This window comes from Alitiscatomonas aceti (assembly GCF_025567195.1).
Taxonomy (GTDB): Bacteria; Bacillota; Clostridia; order Lachnospirales; family Lachnospiraceae; genus Alitiscatomonas; species Alitiscatomonas aceti.
On sequence record NZ_JAOQJF010000034.1, the window covers coordinates 12,382 to 35,720 of the forward strand.

At 52.6% G+C, this 23,339-nt stretch carries 30 protein-coding genes and 1 tRNA gene; 28 read left to right on the forward strand and 3 right to left on the reverse strand.

The window, feature by feature from the left end:
* Positions 1-283: 283 nt before the first annotated feature.
* From OCV69_RS13595 to OCV69_RS13685, 18 genes are all read left to right on the forward strand, one after another.
* Positions 284-661, forward strand: coding sequence for an ankyrin repeat domain-containing protein (locus OCV69_RS13595; protein ID WP_262563158.1), 378 nt, complete (start codon positions 284-286; stop codon positions 659-661).
* A gap of 312 nt (positions 662-973) precedes the next feature.
* Complete coding sequence (locus tag OCV69_RS13605) at positions 974-1,822, forward strand: YwqG family protein (protein ID WP_158359784.1); 849 nt, start codon at positions 974-976, stop codon at positions 1,820-1,822.
* Positions 1,823-2,064: 242 nt separating this feature from the next.
* On the forward strand, positions 2,065-2,610 hold the full coding sequence (locus OCV69_RS13610) for a hypothetical protein (protein ID WP_158359787.1): 546 nt from the start codon (positions 2,065-2,067) through the stop codon (positions 2,608-2,610).
* Positions 2,611-2,626: 16 nt separating this feature from the next.
* The gene (locus OCV69_RS13615; RefSeq protein ID WP_158359789.1) at positions 2,627-2,953 is read left to right on the forward strand and encodes a DUF5713 family protein; all 327 of its coding nucleotides are present in this window, start codon (positions 2,627-2,629) and stop codon (positions 2,951-2,953) included.
* An 88-nt stretch (positions 2,954-3,041) separates the two neighbouring features.
* The gene (locus tag OCV69_RS13620) at positions 3,042-3,773 is read left to right on the forward strand and encodes a DUF4241 domain-containing protein (protein WP_331485743.1); all 732 of its coding nucleotides are present in this window, start codon (positions 3,042-3,044) and stop codon (positions 3,771-3,773) included.
* Positions 3,774-3,970: 197 nt separating this feature from the next.
* On the forward strand, positions 3,971-4,396 hold the full coding sequence (locus OCV69_RS13625; RefSeq protein WP_022273086.1) for a C-GCAxxG-C-C family protein: 426 nt from the start codon (positions 3,971-3,973) through the stop codon (positions 4,394-4,396).
* A 170-nt stretch (positions 4,397-4,566) separates the two neighbouring features.
* Positions 4,567-5,538, forward strand: coding sequence for a hypothetical protein (locus tag OCV69_RS13630; protein WP_158359791.1), 972 nt, complete (start codon positions 4,567-4,569; stop codon positions 5,536-5,538).
* Positions 5,539-5,560: 22 nt separating this feature from the next.
* A complete protein-coding gene (locus OCV69_RS13635; RefSeq protein WP_158359793.1) occupies positions 5,561-6,115 on the forward strand; it encodes an RNA 2'-phosphotransferase in 555 nt (184 codons plus the stop codon).
* Positions 6,116-6,182: 67 nt separating this feature from the next.
* Positions 6,183-7,046 (forward strand): CbrC family protein, encoded by an 864-nt coding sequence (locus tag OCV69_RS13640; RefSeq protein ID WP_158359794.1) that lies wholly within the window; start codon positions 6,183-6,185, stop codon positions 7,044-7,046.
* Between the two features lie 440 nt (positions 7,047-7,486).
* Positions 7,487-8,200: a hypothetical protein gene (locus OCV69_RS13645; RefSeq protein WP_262563159.1), complete on the forward strand. Its 714-nt coding sequence runs from the start codon at positions 7,487-7,489 to the stop codon at positions 8,198-8,200.
* Between the two features lie 37 nt (positions 8,201-8,237).
* Positions 8,238-8,360, forward strand: a complete 123-nt coding sequence (locus tag OCV69_RS13650; protein WP_262427899.1) for a hypothetical protein — start codon at positions 8,238-8,240, stop codon at positions 8,358-8,360.
* 140 nt (positions 8,361-8,500) lie between these two features.
* Positions 8,501-9,313: an amidohydrolase family protein gene (locus OCV69_RS13655; protein ID WP_158359796.1), complete on the forward strand. Its 813-nt coding sequence runs from the start codon at positions 8,501-8,503 to the stop codon at positions 9,311-9,313.
* A 35-nt stretch (positions 9,314-9,348) separates the two neighbouring features.
* Positions 9,349-9,978 (forward strand): DUF1847 domain-containing protein, encoded by a 630-nt coding sequence (locus tag OCV69_RS13660; protein ID WP_158359798.1) that lies wholly within the window; start codon positions 9,349-9,351, stop codon positions 9,976-9,978.
* Positions 9,979-10,055: 77 nt separating this feature from the next.
* Positions 10,056-10,310: a PRC-barrel domain-containing protein gene (locus tag OCV69_RS13665; protein ID WP_022273078.1), complete on the forward strand. Its 255-nt coding sequence runs from the start codon at positions 10,056-10,058 to the stop codon at positions 10,308-10,310.
* A 19-nt stretch (positions 10,311-10,329) separates the two neighbouring features.
* Positions 10,330-10,785, forward strand: coding sequence for a transcriptional regulator NrdR (gene nrdR / locus OCV69_RS13670; RefSeq protein WP_022273077.1), 456 nt, complete (start codon positions 10,330-10,332; stop codon positions 10,783-10,785).
* 15 nt (positions 10,786-10,800) lie between these two features.
* A complete protein-coding gene (locus OCV69_RS13675; RefSeq protein WP_158359800.1) occupies positions 10,801-11,310 on the forward strand; it encodes a YqeG family HAD IIIA-type phosphatase in 510 nt (169 codons plus the stop codon).
* Positions 11,311-11,524: 214 nt separating this feature from the next.
* Positions 11,525-12,082 carry an elongation factor P gene (efp, locus tag OCV69_RS13680; RefSeq protein WP_022273075.1) on the forward strand — a complete coding sequence of 186 codons (558 nt, stop codon included), beginning with the start codon at positions 11,525-11,527 and terminating at the stop codon, positions 12,080-12,082.
* Between the two features lie 104 nt (positions 12,083-12,186).
* A complete protein-coding gene (locus tag OCV69_RS13685) occupies positions 12,187-13,812 on the forward strand; it encodes a bifunctional metallophosphatase/5'-nucleotidase (RefSeq protein WP_158359802.1) in 1,626 nt (541 codons plus the stop codon).
* 357 nt (positions 13,813-14,169) lie between these two features.
* Here OCV69_RS13685 and OCV69_RS13690 read toward each other — a convergent pair whose 3' ends face one another.
* On the reverse strand, positions 14,170-14,526 hold the full coding sequence (locus OCV69_RS13690) for a helix-turn-helix transcriptional regulator (protein ID WP_158359804.1): 357 nt from the start codon (positions 14,524-14,526) through the stop codon (positions 14,170-14,172).
* Between the two features lie 190 nt (positions 14,527-14,716).
* Between OCV69_RS13690 and OCV69_RS13695 the strand changes: the two genes are divergently transcribed.
* Positions 14,717-15,499 (forward strand): EFR1 family ferrodoxin, encoded by a 783-nt coding sequence (locus OCV69_RS13695; RefSeq protein WP_158359805.1) that lies wholly within the window; start codon positions 14,717-14,719, stop codon positions 15,497-15,499.
* A gap of 56 nt (positions 15,500-15,555) precedes the next feature.
* Positions 15,556-15,627, forward strand: a tRNA-Arg gene (locus tag OCV69_RS13700).
* A gap of 56 nt (positions 15,628-15,683) precedes the next feature.
* Here OCV69_RS13700 and OCV69_RS13705 read toward each other — a convergent pair.
* Positions 15,684-16,151 (reverse strand): HAD family hydrolase, encoded by a 468-nt coding sequence (locus tag OCV69_RS13705; RefSeq protein ID WP_158359807.1) that lies wholly within the window; start codon positions 16,149-16,151, stop codon positions 15,684-15,686.
* A gap of 201 nt (positions 16,152-16,352) precedes the next feature.
* Here OCV69_RS13705 and OCV69_RS13710 point away from each other — a divergent pair, with 201 nt between their 5' ends.
* From OCV69_RS13710 to OCV69_RS13725, 4 genes are all read left to right on the forward strand, one after another.
* Positions 16,353-17,369 (forward strand): phosphate ABC transporter substrate-binding protein, encoded by a 1,017-nt coding sequence (locus OCV69_RS13710; protein WP_158359810.1) that lies wholly within the window; start codon positions 16,353-16,355, stop codon positions 17,367-17,369.
* 150 nt (positions 17,370-17,519) lie between these two features.
* Complete coding sequence (pstC, locus tag OCV69_RS13715; protein WP_022273069.1) at positions 17,520-18,395, forward strand: phosphate ABC transporter permease subunit PstC; 876 nt, start codon at positions 17,520-17,522, stop codon at positions 18,393-18,395.
* Positions 18,392-19,234, forward strand: coding sequence for a PstA family ABC transporter permease (locus OCV69_RS13720; RefSeq protein ID WP_158359812.1), 843 nt, complete (start codon positions 18,392-18,394; stop codon positions 19,232-19,234). Before pstC ends, OCV69_RS13720 begins: the two co-directional genes overlap by 4 nt.
* Positions 19,219-19,968, forward strand: a complete 750-nt coding sequence (locus tag OCV69_RS13725) for a phosphate ABC transporter ATP-binding protein (RefSeq protein ID WP_158359814.1) — start codon at positions 19,219-19,221, stop codon at positions 19,966-19,968. The genes OCV69_RS13720 and OCV69_RS13725 overlap by 16 nt, the downstream gene beginning before the upstream one ends.
* A 15-nt stretch (positions 19,969-19,983) precedes the next feature.
* On the opposite strand, the gene OCV69_RS13730 is transcribed toward OCV69_RS13725, so the two are convergent.
* Entirely contained in the window at positions 19,984-20,997 is a 1,014-nt protein-coding gene (locus OCV69_RS13730; RefSeq protein ID WP_158359815.1) for an asparaginase, read from the reverse strand.
* A 120-nt stretch (positions 20,998-21,117) separates the two neighbouring features.
* Between OCV69_RS13730 and OCV69_RS13735 the strand changes: the two genes are divergently transcribed.
* From OCV69_RS13735 to OCV69_RS13750, 4 genes are all read left to right on the forward strand, one after another.
* Positions 21,118-21,297 (forward strand): DUF4250 domain-containing protein, encoded by a 180-nt coding sequence (locus OCV69_RS13735; protein WP_022273065.1) that lies wholly within the window; start codon positions 21,118-21,120, stop codon positions 21,295-21,297.
* Positions 21,298-21,357: 60 nt separating this feature from the next.
* Positions 21,358-21,771 (forward strand): putative ABC transporter permease, encoded by a 414-nt coding sequence (locus tag OCV69_RS13740; protein ID WP_158359817.1) that lies wholly within the window; start codon positions 21,358-21,360, stop codon positions 21,769-21,771.
* A gap of 383 nt (positions 21,772-22,154) precedes the next feature.
* Complete coding sequence (locus OCV69_RS13745) at positions 22,155-22,502, forward strand: hypothetical protein (protein WP_262563160.1); 348 nt, start codon at positions 22,155-22,157, stop codon at positions 22,500-22,502.
* Entirely contained in the window at positions 22,478-23,221 is a 744-nt protein-coding gene (locus OCV69_RS13750; RefSeq protein ID WP_262563161.1) for a matrixin family metalloprotease, read from the forward strand. The genes OCV69_RS13745 and OCV69_RS13750 overlap by 25 nt, the downstream gene beginning before the upstream one ends.
* Positions 23,222-23,339: the final 118 nt, after the last annotated feature.

The following is a 23,339-nucleotide window of genomic DNA, read 5'->3' on the forward strand; positions in this document are numbered from 1 at the left end:
AAGGTGCCCCCCAGCCTGGTCAGCGGAAAATATTGTCCTCATTTTGTTGTCACAGGAACTGCGGAATATCTGGGTGTATGCTTTCTGGACGGAGCTGTGTGTGCATTTGATGGACCGGCTTTGGGGAATGCCCAGCCTCTCTATCCGGATACTGTGGATTACAGCTCGTTAGAAAACAATGCGGAGTTCTTAATTTATGAGGGAACAAATGTGGTTGGAAAAGGCCGGGTGCTGGGCCGGACGACACCATATAAGGTGAGACAACAACGAAAGCAGGTGTCTTATGTACCAAATTGCATATCTTGGCCGCTGGGAGACCCTTCCGGAAACGGCTGCCGCTATTTATGAACACGATATTTCCAGGCTGGAGGCAATGCTTCAAGGCGGGCTGGATCTGAATGTTCCTATCCAGCTCAGTGAGTATATCAAACTGATGCCGCTGGAGATCGCAGTTTTTCAAAACGATGTGCCCATGATCCACTTCTTACTGGAGCATGGAGCCGATCCTGACCTGGCGGTAGAACAGCCCCTGCTGCTCACTGCTGCCTGCTGCTGTGGAGCCCCAGGGATAAGAAACGGTGGTATCTGGACATGGAGCATGAGGAGTTCCATCCCCTGGCCAAATGGGAGGATTTTATTGCAGATCCTGGCCGGTATCTGAATGGGATGATCGAGGGAGAGTTTGAGGAATAAGGAGCAGGGCCACGACAACAATAGACTTTCTGACCCAGGCATATAAAAGCCTGGGTCAGCCGATCGGCCATATCGGTTGCTGCTGTCCGGCAGAGGTCTGGATCTCGGAGCATGGGAAGCTGTATGCGAAATAGGAGTATCAGGACGAGATCGAATGCTTTTCCTATGTGTTTGCCTGGAGCGGGCGGGAACTGCGGCAGTGTAAATTTGATTCCGCCGCCATGATAACCGTGGAGGCACTGGACGGAAAGCTATGAGAGTGCAGCAAGGAGGAACTGCCATGAGTATAAAAGAAAAACTGGAGCTGCTGGCTAAAAACAGCATCAGACTGAAAATAGAAGGAAAAGAAACATACAAACTGGGGGCCACCCGTTTTGGCGGGCAGCCCGATGTGCCGGCTGATTTCGTGTGGCCTGCTTATGAGGGCGAGAGCTATGACAATGTGGTGAAGGACCGTCCCCTTACTTTCCTGGCCCAGTTCAACTGTGCGGAGCTGGCCCGGTTTGACACGGAGCATCTTCTGCCCGACCATGGCCTGCTCTCCTTCTTCTATGAAACAGATACCCAGTGCTGGGGCTATGACCCTAAAGATAAGGGCTGCGCCCGCGTCTATTGGTTTGAGGACATTTCGGCCCTGGCCGCCGCGGACTTTCCTGCGGATATGGAGGATGATTTCAAGTTTCCTATGGTCAGGATCAAAATGGATTCAAAATACTCCTATCCTTCCTGGCAGGACTTCAGTGAAGTGTTCCCAGACGAGGAGGACTATGATTCCTTTGATTCCGCGTGGGCTGAACGGATGGAAGAGGATCCGGAAGGGCTGGAAAACCGTTCCCAGCTGCTGGGCTGGCCCTTTATCATTCAGAACAGTATGTTTGCCGAATGTGATCTGGTGACCCAAGGCTATCATCTGGGAAACGGCTGGGGTAAGATCCCAAAGGAGATCCGCCAGCGGGCGGAAGGATCTGCCCGTGACCGCTGGCTGCTGCTGTTCCAGCTGGATACAGTGGAGTGCGGCGGCTTCGAGCTGATGTTCGGGGACTGCGGGCATATCTATTTCTACATCACCAAAGAGGACCTGGCTGCCTGCCGTTTTGACCGGATCTGGCTGATCCTCCAGTGCTACTAAAAGCATGAAACGGGACTTTACTAGTTGGTGCGGTCAGATATTGCAGGATCCCCAGAACATTTCTCTGCTGAAATTTGGAATGTCACAGGATGAGGACGGTTTCACGGTATGCACTCCGCTGGACGCTGCCCCGCCTGACGGCCATCTTGGCCGTGACAAAGACCATTTTTACCAGAATGATGAGAGGATGGAAGAACCACTGTACGAGACGACACAAGAACTGGAAAGGAAGGAAAATAGCGATGGACTATTTGAAGATACTGCGTGAAAATCCTGATCTGGCAGATGAATTTGATTCTCTTTTTGACTTTTTCCTGCTGGATGAGCTATCCCCGCGGGATGACGCAGAAGGCCGATGTAGCTTTTCCCTGCCCGGCATGGCGTTTGCAAGAGATGGCTCCGGCGGAGAATACCACCTGTTGGAGGATGGCTCCATCGGCTATTACAGCAGCGAAGGAGAGGCGGGCCGTTTGGCCGAGAGCATGGACGATCTCTTTTCCCTGCTTGTGAACTGTATCTGCTGGCACGACTGCTGTGACGCAAAGCAGTATGTGGATCGCAAAACCTTGGAGGAGTATGGGCAGAGATGTCGTAACGGCAACTTGGAAGATATGGACGTGGACCGCTGGCGGCGGGTATCCGCTGCGCTCGGTATCCCAACAAGCGGGGAACTGGCTCCCGTTCTGGAGCGGTTCCGTAAAGCAGCACAGCGCCAGCCCCTGTATCAGTGCATGTTCCATGAGGACGACGGAAGCCTGACCGAATCATACGGTTTGATGTTTGAATGAGAAAGGAGTGCTCCCTATGAAAGCATTTGACCCCAATTATAAACTGCTGGACGAGATGTACCAGGACGAATACTATCCCGATTTCCTGGTGGATAAGGTAAAGGAAGAGCTCCAGAAGGTCATCCGTCTCCTGGAGAGCGGCGAAACTGACGTTGGAGCGGTGCAGAAAACATTGGATGAGGCGGTCTGCGGCATCAATGATCTCCAGGAGGAGTTTGACGAGAACGACAGTGAGATCGAAACGGTGGCACGGGATTGTATCGGAGTTACCGTGGCCTATATTCTGGAGTGGTTTGGCATCCCCATTGATATCGAGGAAGCCATCCGGGAACGGGACTGGTAAAACCAGAATGGACGGTGTATAAACTGCCGCTGGGATGGCTCAAAGAGTGAATATATCAAAAAAACTGAATCAACAGGAGGAAACGGATATGCCTGCAACTGAATGGTTGAACAAATACGAATCCGTCAAGGATAAACTGGCCTGCAAAGCTGACCTGGAAACATATTTTACAGAAAAAATGATCGGGAACATGGCGGTAGATGTGCTGGACATCGGCCCCGTCCATTTCCCCACTGGGACGATCTTCGCCTGCGATCCGATGGTGGAACTGGAGGATGCCCTGCCGTTCCTCCAGAGCATCCCTGCCGGAACTTACCCGGTAAAGATCTGCGTGGTACCCAGTGAGCAATACGGCGACCGCTATGCCTGCGTCAAGGTGGAGGTCAGCCAGGAGAAGCCTGTCCGCTATGAACTGGGCATGACAGGCAATGAGGAGCTGGACGCGGCGCTGGGAGATGACGACTACTTCGGTTTCGGCGTGGACGCCGGGATGGGGTGCATTGCGGACATCCAGACCCAGGCGGCATTTAAGGCGTACTGGGCCAGGCGGCTGGAGGAGGACCCGGACATCGACCCCTACAACGACCTGTTCTGCGATCTTCTGGAAGAAAACGCCAAAGCCCATCCCGAGTATCAGGGCAGCTGCGGCGACTGGCTTAACTGGCCGGTGCCGGACACGGACTGCAGCCTGCCCATCTTCGCCTCCGGCTGGGGGGATGGGTACTATCCCGTTTACTTCGGCTACGACGCCAAGGGTGAAGTCTGCGCCGTATATGTGCGGTTCATCGACATTGAAGCCAGTTATAGAGAGCAGGAGTAAAAATGTGACAGAACAAAGCAGCCAGTCAATACCGCAAGCCCCGTGCCCGGCTGATGAAGCTGGCCGCCAACCAGCCAGGCAGGGATGCCCAGACCCAGGCGCTGGAGGCAGAACCTGCGGGGCTTTGCGCGGATGGAGGTGCGGGACGAGCTGCGCCGGGTGACACAGAATGAAATGCTTTGCGATTGGAGTACAGTATGGGAAAAATGAAACTGCATGAACTGGTAAATTACTATCATATTGGAACGGATCTGTCCTGCGCCGAGGCGATGTTCATGGCCTGCAATGAGTATTACCATCTGAATTTGTCTGAGGAGACCCGGAAGATGTTTTCAGTCATGGGCCTTGGGATGCAGACCGAACAATCCTGCTGCGGTGCCTTCACCGTGGCGGTGGGGATCATTGGTCTGATGACGGCGAAAGAAGGACAGACCGATGTGGACAACATGGAAGGATGCCAGATGATCACCGAATTGACGGAATTCGTACTGGGCTTTTATGGAACGCTCCACTGTGTTGAGCTGCAGGATCTGGAGATTGTGGGCTATGAAAACCCCTGCCACGCCATTGTGGAGGCACTGGCCAGGAAGCTGGAGGAGCTGCTGTCCAGGATGGGCCGGTAGGCCAGCGGCGATGAAAAGACGGTGCAGATGCGCCTAACATGGCCGGGTATACAGGCTCTGTTGGGAGACCGCAGAAAATTTTTCCAGCCTGCTCCTGGATCTTGAGGAGCAGGTATCGGAACTGGAAAAATCGTGCGGAGCAGACTGAACGGACAGAAAGAGGAGTGATCATGAACGTAAATTTATACCGCCCCCAATTTAATAAAATGGATCCCACTGAGAAGCAGGCGCTGATGGAGAACCTGGCTGTTCGTTATGATATGGCCTTTCTCGGCCTGCATACCTTTGAACGCTGGGGCCAGAGCTGCACCACCGGCGTATTCAAAAAGGATGGCCGCGAGTTCGTCTTTGTCCCCGGCGATACGGTCACACTGGGCTGGGAACGGTTTGCTGTGGGGCTGAATGAGGAAAGCCGGGAGGAACTGGAGTACCTGTTCCAGGAATGGGAGGCGGATCAGGAGCCGGAAGAGCTGATCAAAGAGAGCATGGCTCCCGTGCGGCAGGCATCCATCGGCCCCATGCTGGCAGGCCGGGAGCTGGAGGAGCTCTGCTGGGAGCCGGTACAGCTGGATGATCCCAGGCTGACCGCCCATCCTGGCTGGCTGAAGGAATTCCGAGACTTCGCCTGGAGTGACAGCAGCAGCCTTACCCTGCACCAGTCGGCCCGTATGGAACGGACGGAGGATGGCTTTCAGACCTGGATCTATCACCGCACAGAGTATGAAGCCCTTCTTGACCAGCTGAAGAAACAGGGCCTTTCCCTGCCCACAGCAGACGAGTGGGCCTATCTGTGCGGCGGCGGGTGCCGGACCCTGTTTCCCTGGGGGGATGGGCTGGACTACTCCATGCGTCTGCACTGGTTTGAAGACATGGAGGAGGACGGGGACAGGCCTTACGATATGGAGGAACCCAACTTTTTCGGCTTGTCCATTGCCTATGACCCCTATATGCGGGAGGTGGTGCAGGCCGATGGATTTACCACCTGCGGCGGCGACGGCGGGTGCAGTATCTGCGGCGGTCTGGGGCCGTTCCTGGGCTTCCTTCCCTGTTCGCCCCACTGTAAGCCGGAAGTGCAGGAGGACAATGAACTGAATGGAGACTATGACTTTTACAGGCCGGTCATCCGGGTGGAGTCAGCCTGACCAATGATCTGGAGGACACGGAATGAGAGAGACGACGCCTGATCTCACAAGGATCAGTAAATATATAAGTTTGATCCTTCGGCACAAGCCGGAGGTCATCGGAATCCAGCTGGATGCCCACGGCTGGGCGGATGTAAATGCGCTGCTGGCAGGCATCAGTAAGAAGTATTTTATTGACCAGGATATTCTGGAGGAGATCGTGAGGAGCGACAGCAAGCAGCGGTATGTTTTCAATGAAGACCGGACGCGGATCCGGGCCAGCCAGGGCCACTCCGTCCAGGTGGATGTGGAACTTCTTGTGGCCGAGCCGCCGGAGACGCTGTACCATGGAACTGCCCGGCGGTTTTCCGCCTCCATCGAGGACCAGGGACTGCTCCCCCAAAGCCGCCTGTATGTCCATCTTTCACCGGATGTGGAAACAGCGGAGAAGGTGGGCCGCCGGCATGGGGAACCTGTGATCTACCTGGTGGATGCCGGGCAGATGCATAGGGACGGATCGCTCTTTTACCTGTCCGCCAATGGAGTATGGCTGACAAAAACGGTTCCTGCTCCATACCTGAAGCGCTTAGAGGAGTGAAGCTCCTGGAGCGGATCGAAGCGGCACTGACTATAATTTCCGGTGGGATTGATGGGAGAACGTGCAAATGAACGAATATTTAAAAAAATATATTGAACTAAAAAAACGGTTTTCCGCAGCTGACGGCGGCCCGGACAGCGTCCGCGCTCTCTATGGTTTCAAAAAGGAACTGGAGCAGTCCGGAGACAGGCAGGCAAAAGAGGTTCTGGTGGATGTGTACGACCTTCTGGACTTCAAGAAGGACGCCTACGACCTGCTTTCACGGGTCGGGAACCGTTCAGACCGGAAGGTCCTCAAACGTCTGGGCACACTGAAGGAATATGCGGAAAGCTGGGGCAACCATTATGCTGTTCCCATGCCAAAAACGCCAAAGGAAAAGCAGCAGGAGAAGGAGCGATGGGCCCGGATGGGACTTCCCGCCTTCCGCTATCACCCGGATCCTTTGGATACCGGGGCCTTTAAGGAGTCTGAGGAGGGTGTTGTCTGTGACTGCTGCGGAAAAATCACCCGCCTCTTCTATACGGCTCCCTTCTTTTCGGTGGAGGATATTGACTATCTGTGCCCGGAATGTATCGCAGACGGCAAAGCAGCCCGGAAGTATGACGGAAGCTTTCACGACGATTACTCTGTGGACGATGGCGTAGATGATCCGGAGCGGCTGGACGAGCTTATCCACCGCACCCCCGGCTACTGCGGCTGGCAGCAGGAATACTGGAGGGCCCACTGCGGCGACTACTGCGCCTTTCTGGGCTATGTGGGAGCCAGGGAACTGCGGGCGCTGGGGGTATTGGATGAGGTGCTGGACGATCCCATGTGGGACGGGGAGCAGAAGGAAATGATCCGGGAATCGGTCAACGGCGGCCATCTGCAATGCTATCTGTTCCAGTGTCTCCACTGTGGAAAGCACATGGTCTGGATGGATTTTGATTAGGGAGTTTATTTATGACCGCGCAGCTGTGATTCCATCAGTTGGGGTATGCAGCGCTGAAAGACTGCGATCCCGCAAAAAAAGCAATGGGCCCTTCGCACGCTCACTCTCTGGAACAGGGTATCTTTGCCCTTCTGGACCGCAGGATGGGAAAGCGCCGCTTTCCTGCTTCCCAGACGGAGGATACCCTGGACTGCGCTCTTCTGGAGGGAGAACCGGCGTCTGAACGGCTGGCAGCTTTTTAGGAGCGGGATCTCCCAGAGCTGGCCGCCGAAATTGCTCCAGACTGGGATCTGCCCGCTGAGGCGGTGCAAAGCGTGCGGAAGGATGAGGATGCTCAGGCTGCGTTCGATCCGCATAGCTCCTGCGGGCGGGTGAAGCACCTGCTGGCGGCTCCCCTGACAGCAGGTGTCGGTTTTACTGGATTATTAAGGAGGAATTTTATGGGATATGATGTGAGTTTCCACCCGATCTCACCGGAGGAAATGCAGGAATGGTATTTTGGGCCTCTTACATGGGTACAGCAGGGCCGGGAGGAAAAGGTGCTGGCCCTTGCGGCACAGTATGGGATGGAGGATTTCTATGCGGAAAAGTATCTGGATACCCTGCGGGTCGGAGCTGGGACAGGACCAGATGAGCTGTTTGATAAGAGCCATGGCTTTTATATTGCAGTGATCCAGGGCTTTTTCCGGGATTACTTTTACACCAGAGGGAGCGCCTTTTCTTTTCTGGTGGAGCAAAAGCCAGAATATGTCCGGTATTTTACTCCGTGGGAGCAGATCGTGCCGGCTGTCTTTCCCAATCCGGCAGAAAACCGGATCATTGAAAATTACTGCTCTGGCGTGTACCTGTCTCCGGATCAGGCGGCACAGCTTCTCCAGGATCTGGAGCAGGACAAAAAGGTTCAGGAAGATCTGGAAGGACTCTGGTGTGACGGGCAGCTTGCGGTGCTGAAAAAGGCCCTCACCTCCGCTGTGGAGCTGGGGGCCGGACTGCTGGAAGCTACGGAGGTGGTGGAGCCTGATCCGATCTCTCCCAATGAAAGTACGAGCTATTCCAACCTGTACCACTGCGACCGGGACGGAGTGTATCTTTATATAGATATGGCTATAAAGCAGATCGCCCAGGCCATGGGGAAGGATGCTGACGACAGATAAGATCAGAAAAATGACAAGGAAGGAGAGCGATGGATCGATGAATGGGATCATTCTTCTGGTCATCATTCTGCTGCTCGTGGTGTTCCTGACGCTTCTTATCACCAGGCAATGGGGCGGGCTTTTCCTGTTCCTTCTGGCCCTGTATCTGATGTTCAGATAACCGGGATATCACACCGGCTCTCCGGGCTGTCGTCCCACTAAAACGGCGCTTTCCCTGGTTTTTGCAAAACAAATTGAATTTCCTGGGGAATAATGGTAAGATGAAGGGAGAACAATTCTGAAAGCAGGTGACGGTTTCCCATGGAAACACAGATCATAGACTTCCATACCCATATTTATCCTGTGGCCCTGGCCAGACGGGCCATGGAGGTGGTCAGACGGGAGGGGGATCCCTATGACAGCCTTCCCATCCGGGAAAACCTCCTCCGGCGTATGGAGGAAGCAGACATCTCCTTATCCGTGGTCCAGCCGGTGGTATCCAGGCCGGAGACCCAGACAGATGTGAACCGGTTTGCCAGAGAGATCGTAAGGACCAATCTGATCTCCTTTGGAGGCCTCCATCCGGACTGTCCCCACGTGCTGGAGGAGATCGAGAAATTAAAGGATCTCCATATGGCCGGGGTGAAGTTCCATCCGCCGTTCCAGAAGGTACATCTGGAGGACGGAAAATACAGGGAAATATGGGAGAGGATCAATCATCTGGGCCTTCCGGTGCTGATCCACTGCGGCTGTGCCAAGGTCCCCAGCCCCTATGATCTGCATCCGGCATCGGCAGAAGAGATCATCCGCCTCCTTCCGGACGTACCGGTGATCCTGGCCCATATGGGCGGCCTGTCCATGGACCAGACCGGGGAGGACAGGCTGTACCGTATGCCGGAAAACGTATATATTGATACGGCCATGAGCGCAGAATTCCAGAATAAGGACGAGTTTGAGCGGATCGCAGGCTCCTTTGGGCCGGACCGGGTGATATTTGGAAGCGATTTTCCCTATGGGAGCCAGAGAGCGGCGATCCGCCTTATAGAAGAAACCGGATTTTCCCCATGGGAAAAGGCGGCGATCCTGGGAGAAAACGCCAGGAAGATCTTAAAAGACAGTATACGGAAGCGTTAAAATAGAATCAGCTGTGAAAAAAAGGAGAGGATAAAATGTATACATGCGCAAGCTGCACGATCCATGCGTGCAAGGATCCGGAGCATAAGGATATGCCCAAAAACTGTCCCATGCGCCAGGAAGCCCTGGTGGAGGAAGCAAAGGCAGAGTATCAGAAGCCGGAGGTGCAGAAGTTTTTCGTGACCTCCTCAGAGATCGAGCATGACGGCTACTGCCAGTGGCCGAGGCTGAAGGAGACCATGGTATTCTGTAAACGGATGGGATATAAAAAGATCGGACTGAGCTTCTGCATCGGTTTTGCAAAGGAAGCCAGGATCGTGGCGGATCTTTTCAGGAACGAGGGCTTTACGGTGGTATCTGCCGTCTGTAAGTCCGGGGGAGTGGACAAGACAGAGGCCGGGATCCCCGATGAAAAGAAGCTGAAGCCGGGCCAGTATGAGGCCATGTGCAACCCCATCCTCCAGGCGAAGCTCTTAAATGAGCAGAAGACGGATTTCAATATCGCCCTGGGTCTCTGCGTGGGCCATGACTCCCTGTTTTACCAGTATTCGGAGGCCAGGGTCACGACTCTGGTGGTCAAGGACCGCGTCCTGGCCCACAATCCGGTGGGAGCCATCTACTGTGCGGACGGATATTTTAAGAACCGTCTGAAGGTTGAAGAATAGCTGTCAGGATCAAGGAAACAGGACAGACCGCCGCGCATATGCTTTCATAAGCGGAAGCATATGCGCGGAGGGATTTTATGCGGATGAGCGAGTTAAAGCGCAAGGAGGTCATCAACGTCTGCGACTGCAGACGGCTGGGATTTGTCGGGGACATGGAGTTTGATCCATGTACGGGCCAGATAAAGGCCCTGATCGTTCCGGGGCCTGGCTGTGTCTGCGGCTTTCTGGGCCGGGAAAAGGAATTTGTGATCCCCTTTGAGGACGTGTGCCAGATGGGGGACGACATTGTCCTGGTACGGCTTCGGGAAGAACCGCCCAGACCGCAGAAATAAAGGAAGTGAGGAAAAGAGAATGAAATGCCCATTCTGCAATGCGTCAGACACCAAGGTCATCGACTCCAGGCCGGCGGATGATAACAGCTCCATCAGGCGGAGAAGACAGTGTGAACAGTGCGGCCGCCGGTTCACCACATACGAAAAGCTGGAGACCATGCCTCTTATGATCATAAAAAAGGATGATTCCAGGGAGACATATGACCGTTCCAAGCTGGAGAAGGGGATCCTCCTTTCCTGCCACAAGCGGCCGGTCTCTTCCCAGGAGATCAGCGCTGTGATCGATGAGATCGAAAACCAGATCTTTAATATGGGGGAGCGGGAGATCCCGGCGTCTCTGATCGGAGAGCTGGTGATGAAGAAGCTGAAGGATGTGGACGAGGTGGCCTACGTGCGGTTTGCCTCCGTTTACAGGGAGTTCAAGGACGTGAACGCGTTCATGGAGGAGCTGGCCAAGTTCCTTAATAATAAGTAATAAGCAGAGGCGCGTATGTTAGAACGATTTTTTCCAGACGAATATGTGGACAGCGCCTATGGGATCCCCTTTGAGGAGCTGTACCGGAAGGGTTACCGGGGGATCATCTTTGACGTGGACAACACCCTGGTTCCCCACGGCGCTCCGGCGGACGCCCGTTCCATCGGCCTGTTTGAGCGCTTGAGGGCCATGGGCTTTTCCACCTGCATCCTTTCCAATAATAAGGAGCCGCGGGTGGCTCCCTTTGCCGGCCAGGTAAAGAGCCCCTATATATTTAAAGGGGGAAAGCCGTCGGTGAAGGGCTATGAGCGGGCCATGGAGGTCATGGGGACAGGCCGGGAGAACACCCTCTTTATCGGGGACCAGCTTTTTACCGACGTGTGGGGGGCCAGGCGCACAGGCCTTTACAGCATCCTCACAAAGCCCATGGATCCCCATGAGGAGATCCAGATCGTTTTCAAGCGGTATCTGGAGGCGGTGGTGCTCCGGGCCTATAAGAAACAAAGGCAGAAGCCGGATGTTTGATTTTAAAACAGTTCAGCCCTATGGGGATCCAGACAGAAAATGCTTATGAAATCAGGTTTTCAGCGCTTTTTCCTGCCGGGATCTTTGCGCAGTTGAACTGCTGCCTGATTTTTGTAAAAAATGGTTGAAAACATAGGCATTATAGTATAAAATAGGATAGAATCAGCCATAAGCGTGAAATGAGAGAATCAGATTTTAAGGAGGAATATCATTTATGGTATCAGCAGGCGATTTTAGAAATGGCGTGACACTTGAGATTGACGGTCAGGTAGTACAGATCATGGAATTCCAGCACGTAAAGCCGGGCAAGGGCGCCGCTTTCGTTAGAACTAAATTAAAGAACGTTATCAACGGCGGTGTAGTTGAGAGAACCTTCCGCCCCACTGAGAAATTCCCGGCAGCAAGGATCGACCGCGTGGACATGCAGTATTTATATGCAGACGGCGATCTTTACAACTTCATGGACAACAACACCTACGAGCAGGTTGCCTTAAACAAGGATATCGTTGGCGATGCCTTAAAGTTCGTGAAGGAAAACGAAGTTGTTAAGGTATGCTCCTATAACGGAAGCGTATTCTCCGTAGAGGCTCCCTTATTCGTTGAGCTGGAGATCACAGATACAGAGCCGGGCTTCAAGGGCGATACAGCCACTGGCGCTACAAAGCCGGCAACCGTTGAGACTGGCGCACAGATCAACGTTCCGTTATTCGTAAGCACCGGAGACCGCGTTAAGATCGATACCCGTACAGGCGAGTATCTGTCCAGAGCATAAGATCCGGAACAGAAAAGAGAACATTGAAAACAGGAGTCCCGTGACTGGTTCATGGGACTTCTTTGTTTTTTATGGGGAAAACTATATTTTAAGGAGGTTGTGAAATGAAAAAGCAGATCCTGACCCTCTCAGCAGCCGCTTTTATGGCGGCCCTCACGTGCCAGACGGCCTTTGCCCTGGATCACGATGTGGTGATCCTCCACACCAACGATACCCATTGCGGCATCGAGGAAAACATGGGCTACGCCGGACTTGTCTGGTATGAAAACCAGATGAAGGAGGAGACTCCGTATGTGACCCTGGTGGATGCCGGGGACGCCATCCAGGGCGCGCCGGTGGGGACTCTGTCCGAGGGCGAGTACCTGGTGCAGATCATGAATAAGGCCGGATACGATTTTGCCGTTCCCGGAAATCATGAATTCGACTACGGGATGGAAAAGCTCCTGGGACTTTCCGCCAGACTGGACTGCGGCTATTCTGCCTGCAACTTTGTAAACCTGCCGTCAAAGACCCAGGTGTTTGCGCCTTACAGGATCATGGAGTACGACGATATCCAGGTAGCCTTTGTAGGCGTTGCCACACCGGAGAGCATCACCAAATCCACGCCGGCCTACTTCCAGGACCAGTTTGGAAGATACCGCTTCAGCTTCTGTGAGGATGAGACGGGAGAGGCTTTATACAGCCAGGTACAGAGTGCCGTGGACCAGGCCAGGGGCGAAGGCGCCGACTATGTGATCATGGTGGGCCATCTGGGCGATAACGGGATCACAGAGAAGTGGAGCTCCAGAAGCGTGATCGCCAACACCACCGGCATCGACGCCGCCATTGACGGCCACTCTCATGAGGTCTGTGTGGAAAATGTTCCCAACGAGAACGGGGAGATGGTGGTACTGACCCAGACCGGCACCAAGTTTGCCAACACCGGAAAGCTGACCATTACCACCGACGGACAGATCCAGGCCTCCCATGTGAGCGCCGTGACGGACGCAGAGGGAAATCCGGCAAAGGACGCGGAGATGGAGAGCTTCATCAACGGGATCAAGTCCCAGTATGAGGAGTCTCTGAAGGTGGTCCTGGGCCGCACAGATGTGGATCTGATGGATAAGGATCCGGAGACCGGGCTGCGGGCAGTGCGGAAGGCAGAGACCAACCTGGGCGACCTCTGCGCCGACGCCAGCCGCTATATGATGGGCGCGGATATCGGCTTTATGAACGGCGGCGGCATCCGTGCCGGGATCGAAGCTGGAGATATCACCTATGAGGACGCTTTAAGCGTATTCCCTTATGGGAATATGATCTGTATGGCAGAGGTCTCCGGGCAGAAGATCAAGGACGCCCTGGAGATGGGCGTGAAGAATTATCCCGAGGAAAGCGGCGGCTTTATCCACGTTTCCGGGCTTACGTATACGGTGGACTCCTCTGTGCCCTCCAGCGTGGTGCTGGATGAAAAGAGAAATTTCGTGTCTGTGGGCGGCGAGTACCGGGTGCGGGATATCTATGTGGGAGAAGAGCCCCTGGATGTGAACCGGACCTATACGCTGGCCTCCCACAACTACTGGTTAAAATCCGGTGGAGACGGCATGTCCATGCTCATGGGCTGTCCCATTTTAAAGGATGAGACCATGGTGGATGTGGATACCATCACTTCCTATATCAGTGAATATCTGGGAGGAACCGTGGGAGAAGAATACAAAGATCCCAGGGGACAGGGAAGGATCACGATCAAATAGGATAGAAAAGAAAAAAGATCCCACTCCGGGTCCCGGCCTTATTGGGATTCAGAAGGAATCATACTGTGCGGATTCTGAAGGTCCGGAAACCTCTGGTCACAGCTTCCGGACAGGATCTGGGATACAGAGTGGGATCAGGCCCGTTCTCCGGTGCAGGAGGGCGGGCTTTCTGAATGTAGGACCTGCTGCACTCCCGCAGAAGCATCGGTCCGCGGTACTTTGGCGTGCATCAGGCACCTTCATTATAGTACAGGCTGGTTTTTAAATCAAGGGTGAATTGTAATACATATGAAAAGAGCAAAGAGATACGCTTTTGTTCACAAGGTCCGGTACTGGACAGAAATAGTCTCCGGAATATTATAAACGGCCGGGGCGGGATGGATGGCCGGTCCGGAGGGCGGACAGAATGGATTCAATAATAGGGATCAGGGCAGCAGCCTCATCCTCGCTGCACTGCTCGATCAGAAGGTGCAGCTTACTGACAGCCGGATTATCCAGGCGGATCTCCGGATGGAAGATCTCTCTGGAATCTATTTTGAGCGCACGGATCAGAGGGAATAAGATCTCCATTTTGGGATTCCCTTTATAATTTTCAATATTCATTACTGTACGCACATCGACGTCGATCTGGTCTGCAACCTGGTTTTGTGTGAGCCCCAGTTCACCGCGTGCCTTTTTTACCGCATCGCCCAGGGGCTGGGAAAATTCCTGCATAGCTAGTCACCTCAAATCTATTGTACAATATAGCTCATTTTATTTAAATTCATTATAGTTCCCATTTTCACTGTATTTTAATACATTTTTCGCGAAAAATAAATAGGAAGCAAAAATTTAGCAACACATACAGGAAAAACTGGTAATTTTTCAAAATTGGAAGTATAATAAAACCAATGGAGGAAGGCATATGATCTTATATTTTACAGGAACGGGAAACAGTGCTTTTATTGCAAAGCGGATCGCAGAAAAAACGGGAGATACGGCTGTGGATGTGTTTCCCATGATAAGGGAGAACGATTATGGGAAGCTCAGCTCCAGCCGGCCGTTTGTGGTGGTCTGCCCTACCTATGGCTGGCAGATCCCCCATGTGCTGGGAAACTGGCTGAAGAAAACGAGGCTTTCAGGAAGCCGGAAGCTGTACTTTGTAATGACCTGCGGCGACGGGATCGGAAATGCCGGAGGGTATGCAAAACGGTTCTGTGAAAAAAAGGGAATGGAATATATGGGCTGTGGAAAAGTAGTGATGCCGGAAAATTATGTGGCCATGTTTCCGGTGCCGGACAGGACGGAGGCAGAACGGATCATCGGGAAGGCTATCCCCCAGGCGGACCAGATCGCAGAGCACATCAGAAAAGGGAATCCGCTTCCGAAGGCGGAGATCTCGCTTCTGGACCGGTTCCTCAGCACTGTGGTGAATCCTGTGTTTTACAAGCTGTTCGTCCATGCGGGAAAATTCAGGACCACGGAAAGGTGTACAGGCTGCGGGGCCTGTGTAAGGCTCTGTCCCCTGTCCAATATCCGTCTGGAGGACGGGAGCCCTGTGTGGGGATCAGACTGTACCCACTGTATGGCCTGCATCTGCCGGTGTCCGGAACAGGCCATCGAATACGGGAAGGCCAGCCTGGGAAAACCCAGATACCAATGTCCGGGAGCCGGGGAGGGAAATAGGGGGCCGCAAAAAAATATATAAAAAATTTGCAGGAACCCCTTGCAAGTTTTGAAAAAGTGTTGTATTATATAAAAGATGCATCTGTAGCTCAGTGGATAGAGCAATGGCCTCCGGAGCCGTGTGCGTAGGTTCGATTCCTATCAGATGCATTTTTTTGTTGCAGAAAATGCCTTTGGCGGCTTCCGGGCGGGAGCCAGGCGCGGGCCTAGCCCCGCAGGTCTGCCACCAGCCGCTTTGGTTTTTCCAGAAGGGCCAGGGCATCCAGGATGGATGTGGTACACAGGTCCGTACAGCTTAAGAGCTTTGAATAAGCGCCTTCTTCTCCGATAACGGAGATGGAAAGGGCGCTTTCTTTGCACATAAGGCAGTCGTTGCGGCCATTGCCGATGGAAACGCAGCGCTCCGGCCCCAGGGAGCGGACGATGGCCAGCTTGGAATCCATGGCAGAGCCGGCCGGAAAGGTCTGGATGGTCAGAGGAAGTCCCTGGCACATGGCCCTGGCGGTCCCGTGGGTATCCGCGGTGAGGACATGGATCTGGAAATCCTTTGAAAGGCGGACCAGGGCCTCCCTTACCTCAGGAGGGATCTGGCCGTCCACGGCGATGGTGCCGTTATAATCTAAAACGAGAAAGGACAGGTCTAAGGTTTTATAGCCTGGGATCTGGATGTTCATGATTGCTCTCCCTATGTATATTTTTATGAAGCGTTTCTATTATAACACGGAGCTTCCAGGGATGCCAGGAGACCCAGGATAGATTTTCTGTAAAAGCCTCAGATGCCATATAGAAAAATTCAATTAGCTTTTTACAGCTTCCGAGACTATACTTGATATGTTTGAGATTTTATCCCAATATTATCTAAGGAGGAAAAGAGAATGAAAAAGAATCTTGCGAAGCTTCTGGCTGTGTCCGTATCCATGGGAATGCTGACGGCATGCGGAGGAAACGGCGGGAAGACAGAGACCACGGCGGCAGAGACAAAGGCAGCTGAGACTACGGCGGCAGAGACAAAAGCGGAGGAGACGAAGGAAACTGAGACCACAGCAGCGGAAAAGGAAGAAGAGAAATTCCAGGCCTCCGTGCTGTTCTGCGGCTCCACCTCCCTTTATCCGATCATGTCCTCACTGGCCTCTTCTTTTACAGAGGAATTCGTGACCTGGGATAAGGTGGATCCGTCCTTCCCGGCTGAGAATATTTCCATTTATGTGGCTCCGGGCGGCTCCGGCGTGGGAGTCAGCGCAGCTGTTGATAAGACTGCGGACTTTGGTATGGTGGCGAGAGCCATGAAGGATAAAGAGGTGGAGGAACTGGGAGCCGATTACCAGTCCTTTATCGTTGCCAGGGATGCCCTGACGGTTTCCGTCAATGCAGAGAATCCCATCTGCGGAGTAACGGACGATCTGACCACCGATCAGATCCGCCAGATCTTCGCAGGAGAGATCACCACCTGGGATCAGGTGGATGCTTCCCTTCCGGCGGAGACGATCAACGTATATATCCGCGATCTGTCCGGCGGAGCCTATGAGGTATTCCAGAAATCTGTCATGGGCGACAGCGAGGTGACCGCATCTGCGACCCAGTCCGCATCCATGACGGAACTGGCTACAAACATTGCCAATGATCCGTGGGGGATCGGCTACGCAGGCTTCGGTGCGTACAATAAGGCCAATGCTGAGAAGCAGGTCCTTCAGGCTATGAAGGTAGACGGCGTTGAGCCCACAGTGGAGAATATCGTTGGGGATACCTATAAGATCCAGCGTCCCGTTATGTTCGTGACCGGTGATGTGGTCAGCCCCTCTGAGCAGGCGTTCATTGATTACATCTTCTCCCAGACTGGCTACGATGTGACAGAGGCCAACGGATATATCCCGGCCTTTACTGTGGGAGAATAAACTCTGACAATCGAAAAAAGTCCAATAGGATCAAAGCTGGGGGAATGGCAGAGGACCGGGGATGCCGGGAATTCTGCCGCCCCCAGTATCTGTATGTAAGAGACAGAAAGAAAGCCCTTTGCAGGGCTGTCCTGTTGATGGAGAGGTGCGATGAGAAAGAAGCTGGATAAGATTTTTGCGTTTTTTATCTGCGGGATGACGGTCTTTTCCATTCTGGTACTGGGATTTGTCATTTATTTTATCGTCCGGGAAGCCCTGCCCCTGTTTTCTGAGGTAAGCGTCCTGGACTTTCTGTTTGGAAGCAGGTGGATGCCTGTGGACTATACCGGGACGGTCTCGTTTGGGATCTTCAACTTCATTGCCGCTACGATAGCAGTCTCCTTTACTGCCCTGGCCCTGGCTCTGGGAGCAGGGCTGGGAGCGGCGGTATTCCTGGCGTTTGTTGCAACGGAACGGCTGCGGAGCTTTTTGTATCCCTTTGTGGACCTTCTGGCTGGTATCCCTTCGGTGATCTATGGGTTTGTTGGCCTGCAGGTGTTAGTGAAGCTGTTTTTAAAGGCCGGAGTGCCCACCGGCTCCTGCGTTCTGGCGGCAGGGATCCTGCTGGCGGTGATGCTCCTTCCCTTCCTGGTGTCCTCCTGCTGCGAGACCATGCTGAAGGAAAAGGAAAAATATGAGCTGGCGGCCTGTGCCCTGGGCGTTTCACGATGGTATGCGGCTGCAACCGTGATCCTTCCTGCATCGGGGAGGAACATCCTTCTTTCCATGATCCTGGCCATCGGCCGGGCCATGGGGGAGACCATGGCGGTGATGATGGTCATGGGAAACGCCAATCTGTTCCCGAGGCTCCTGGGAAAGAGCGAGAGCATTGCCTCGGTGATCGCCCTGGAAATGGGGACGGCCGTTTATGGGAGCACCCACTACCATGCGCTTTATGCGGCGGGGATGGTGCTCATGCTCCTGTTGTTCCTCATCAACGGGCTCATTGGCCTGATCCGCAGCCGGATGGAGGGGGAGACGCTATGAGATGGATCGGAACCTTTACGAAAATATGGGCGTATGCAGGCATCAGCGCTGTCTGTGCAGCGGTCCTGTTTCTTTTTGGATACGTTTTTTTCCAGGGGGCCGGGATCATCAGCGTGGAATTTTTGACGGAGGCCCCCAAAGGACTGGTGCTGGGAGAAGAAGGGGGGATCTGGCCTGCCATTACAGGAAGCCTGTGCTTTACCGGAACGGCCATGGTTCTCGCTTCTGTTCCGGCGGCAGCCTCAGCCCTCTATCTGGTGTTTTATTGCAGGAGCCGGAGGCTCTACCAGGCCATACGCCTGGTGATCCAGTGTATTTCCGGGATCCCGTCCATTGTGCTGGGGCTTTTTGCATACAGCTTTCTGGTACGGGATCTGAATCTGGGCCGATGCATCTTTTCCGCCGGAGTGGCCCTGGCGGTGATGATCCTGCCCTTTATTGAGGTACGGGCTGAAAAGGCGTTCCGGGAGGTACCGGCGGAGCTGGTCCGGTCCTCATACAGCCTGGGCTGCTCGAAGCTCTATACGATCACGCGGATCGTGCTGCCGGCGTGCCGGGGGGAACTGGTATCCGGGATCATCCTGGGCGGCTGCTATGCCATGGGAGCTACGGCGCCCATGATCTTTACGGGAGCCGTAGCCTATGCGGCGGTGCCGGACAGTATCTTTTCTCCGGCCATGGCCCTGCCGCTGCACCTGTATCTTCTGGTGGCCCAGGGATCCACATCCATGGATACAGCCTACGGCACGGCTTTTGTGATGATGGCCATGATACTTTTGAGCAGTCTGCTGGCCACAGCTTACGCAAGGAGGAGTCAGAACCGATGGAAGAGATCCTGATGCTTAAAAATGTCAGTGTTTTTTACGGGGAGCATCCCGTTTTAAAGGATGTGAACATGGGGATCCGGCCGGGCCGGATCCTGGCGGTCATGGGACCGTCCGGAAGCGGAAAGACCACGCTCCTGCGGGCGCTGAACGGTCTTTTGTGGGAAGAGCCGGAGGCAGAGATGAAGGGGGAGATCTGTCTTCTGGGACGGGACACCCGCACCATGGACCGGGAGGAGCTGCGCCGGAGGGTGGGGCTGGTATTCCAGACGCCTCAGCCGTTTCCGTTTTCCATTTATAAAAATATGACCTATGCTCCCAGATACTATGGGATCCGGAAGAAGGAGCAGCTGGAGGAGATCGTAAGGGAGAAGCTTATGATGGCGGGCCTGTATGAGGAAGTAAAGGGTGAACTTTCCAAAAGCGCACTGAAACTTTCCGGCGGGCAGAAGCAGCGGCTTTGTATCGCCAGAGCGCTGACGGCGGAGCCGGAGGTGCTGCTCCTGGACGAGCCCTGCTCTGCCCTGGATGTGAAGGCATCAGCGGTGATCGAGGAGACCCTTCTCGGCCTTAAGGAACGCTATACCATCGTCATCGTCACCCACAACATTGCCCAGGCCAGGCGGATCGCCGACGACGCGGCTTTTTTCTCCGAGGGGCGTCTTGTGGAATACGGAAAGGCAGAGACTCTGTTCACAGCCCCGGAAAAAGAAGAGACCCGGTCATTTCTGACCGGGGTCTGCGGATGATCCTCTGGTATGGGACTATTTCGTCACGGCCTTCCATAAAATATCGTGGCCCACGGTCTGGTAGAACATTTCCTTTACCTGCTCCGGCTCCTTTGTCTGGCCCAGGATCCACATGAGCTTGGTAACCGTGGCTTCCAGGGTCATATCGTAGGATTCGATGAGGCCGAAGGCGTTTTTGATCTTCTGGCCCACTTCATAAACGGACATGTTGCTGCCCTCCTGGGTCACCTGGGTGGTCATCACCACGATCTTTCCAGCCTGGGTCATTTTTTCGATGGAGTGGTAGAAATCACCGGACTCATAGGAGGGAAGACCGCCGACTCCAAAGGACTCGATGACCACGGCGTCGTAATGCTCTCCCATATAGTCCAGGATGGAAGACTCCATGGACGGGATCAGCTTTAAGAGAGCCACCCGGTCGTCCAGGTCATGGTAGAATCGGACATTTTCCCGGTCCTGCCATTTGTCGTCGATGTAGAACAGGATGTGCTCGTCCTGGATCACTGCCAGATAGGGGAAGTTGATGCTGGAAAAGGCATTGTAGCTCTTGGTGCGCTCCTTCTTTCCGCGGGTGCCGGCGATGACCTTTCCGTCAAAGACGATATTTACGCCGTGGGCCCGTTCACAGGAGGCGAACCGCAGGCTGTCCAGCAGGTTGGTGCGGGCGTCGGTCACATCCAGGTCGATGGGCTTCTGTGCGCCGGTGATGACGATGGGCTTTTTGGAGTGCTGGACCAGATAGGACATGGCGGCGGCGGTATAGGCCATGGTGTCGGTGCCGTGGCAGATCACAAAGCCGTCGTAATTATCGTAGTTTTCCTCCAGTACCTGGCATAAAAGCTGCCAGTGCTTCGGATGGATATTGGTGCTGTCGATATTTAAGACCTGGATGGCTTCCACTTCACAAAAGGAACGGGCCGCCGGAACGTAGGACAGAAGCTCGTCTCCCGTGAGGAGCGGCGTCAGTCCGGAGTCTCCGTGCTTGCAGGCGATGGTGCCTCCGGTCCCTAAAAGAAGAATATGTTTCATAGATGTATCCCCTTTCGTAGATATCATAGATACTGGTGATCGCTTTTTACCAATCATACCAAAAATCGACGGGAGGTTCAACTGTATGGAGAAGAAAATGAGAAAAAGGAGGTGACCGCCATGACTGGAATCCCCAGAGATCCTGTGATGCTTTTAAGCTACATCAATACCCAGCTGAGAGACTTTTATCCCAGCCTCGAAGAGCTTTGCAGCGCCCTTTCCCTGGATCGGGAAACCCTGGATGAGACCCTTTCGTCCATTGATTATTTTTACGACAGGGATAAGAACCAGTATCTGTAAAGCACGTCTTTCTGCATATCCGGCGGCATTTTCTGCCACACTGTTCCTATGGAAAACAAAATGAAGGATTTTTTAAAATGCGGCGCCGCCGGGTGGTGCATGGAGATCATATTTACGTCCCTGGTCTCCCTGGCCTCCGGCGACCGGAGGCTTGTGGGGAAGACCTCCCTTTTTATGTTCCCCATTTACGGCATGGGGGCCTTTCTGGGCCCTTTCTGCCGGAGTCTGGACCGGCATCTTCTCCGGCCGGGAAAAACGGATCCGGCAGACCGGCTCCTGCGCCATGGACTGAGGGACATGGCGCTTATTTTTACTGCGGAATATGTGACAGGGAGGCTCCTCCGCTCCCTTAGGGCCTGCCCCTGGGATTACACCGGCTGCCGGTTCAGCGTGGACGGCCTCATACGGCTGGATTTTGCCCCGCTCTGGTTCGTGGCCGGACTTTTGTTTGAAAGGATCACCCAGGGAAAATAATTTTTATTAAAAAATTGAAAAGTAAAACGGAAACAGGTAAATGAACCAAGTACAAATTCTTAGAGGAATTAGATATACTGCTAAAGTTTTGTATCGTATTGCGATATAATTTGACCTTAGAGTGTAAAGAAAATTTAGTATTATTTAGGCGTTGTTAAATTGGATGAGTATTGCAAATAGCGAATTTAAAATAGGATAAGTGTGTCAAACATGCATGTGATGTACTTACTCTGGTTTGGTTATTGCCAGAAAAATGTTAAAATTACTTTTAGATTGTTATATTCTGGCTTTTATATTCGTATAATAAGTAAATACGAGGGGAGGGTGAATCTGTTGTTCTAGTGTCGAGAAGAAAAGCAATATAACAAATGAGGAGGAAAAATATGACAAAAAAAGTGAAAATTACGCTATTAATTGGTTTGATTCTTTGTATTTTTAATGCAGAAATTGTGATGGCGGCTTCCAATATTCCTTATGCTCTTGATTTTTTTAATAGGAGTAACGCTCAAGGAACATGGCATCAAGATTCTATTGGATGGTGGTTTGAGTACTCTGGAGGAGGTTACCCTACAAATACATGGGAGCAGATTAATGATAATTGGTACTATTTTAATGAAGATGGATATATGCTTGTAGGCTGGCAAGAAATAGACAATGAGTGGTTTTTTTACAGGATTCATCTACTGCACAAGAGCCGTTTGGAGCAATGGTATCAGGATGGCAGGAAATAAATTCTTATTGGTATTATTTTTATACGGTTGAAACTAATGGACATCCATATGGAGCTATGGCAAAAGGGTGGTTCACGGTAAACGATAATGAATATTATACGGAAATAGATGAAAACTCTTCTATTCCACAAGGAGCTCGTCAAGTTGGATGGAGAAATTTTGGAAATAGTACAAAACCAGAATGGGCTTTTTTTAATATTTCTTCTGGGATATGTGAAGTAAAGGGTCAATTTTCCAAGGGATGTGAGCATGGAAAAACTACATATTTAGATTATAAATTTAAAGCATCCGTTAAGCCATTAAATTATGTATATTGGGGAAATACTTATCGGGAAAGAATTGATGAGGGTGTTTCTGTATGGAATAATGCAACAGATGTTGTTGAATTGGTTGAAGTGATGAACTCAGGTGTACTTTATTTTTATGGTTCTACATTGGACAATAATTATATTGCAGTTACAAAGTTTGTATATAATGGTGTGGAGAAAAACGATCCCAGAAATGAAAAGGATGATTGGGATGGGGGTACAATTTATTTTAATGAAATAAACGAAGCAGATGTAACTGCTGGTACGGTAGCACATGAATTAGGACATATACTGGGATTGGATCACCGTGATACTGACACTAGCAGCATCATGTACACCAGAATAGCTTCAACAAACAATAAGATACCTTCTAAAGTAGATGTTTCTAATGTGGAGCATTTATATAAATAAAACGATATTTTTTGACAAATCAATGAAAGCCTGCTAATAAAAAGTCAAGTGTTTTTTGAAGAAAATTTCAAAAATCCGATTTGATATTTTAGGGTACAACTTTTAAGCCACCATGAAT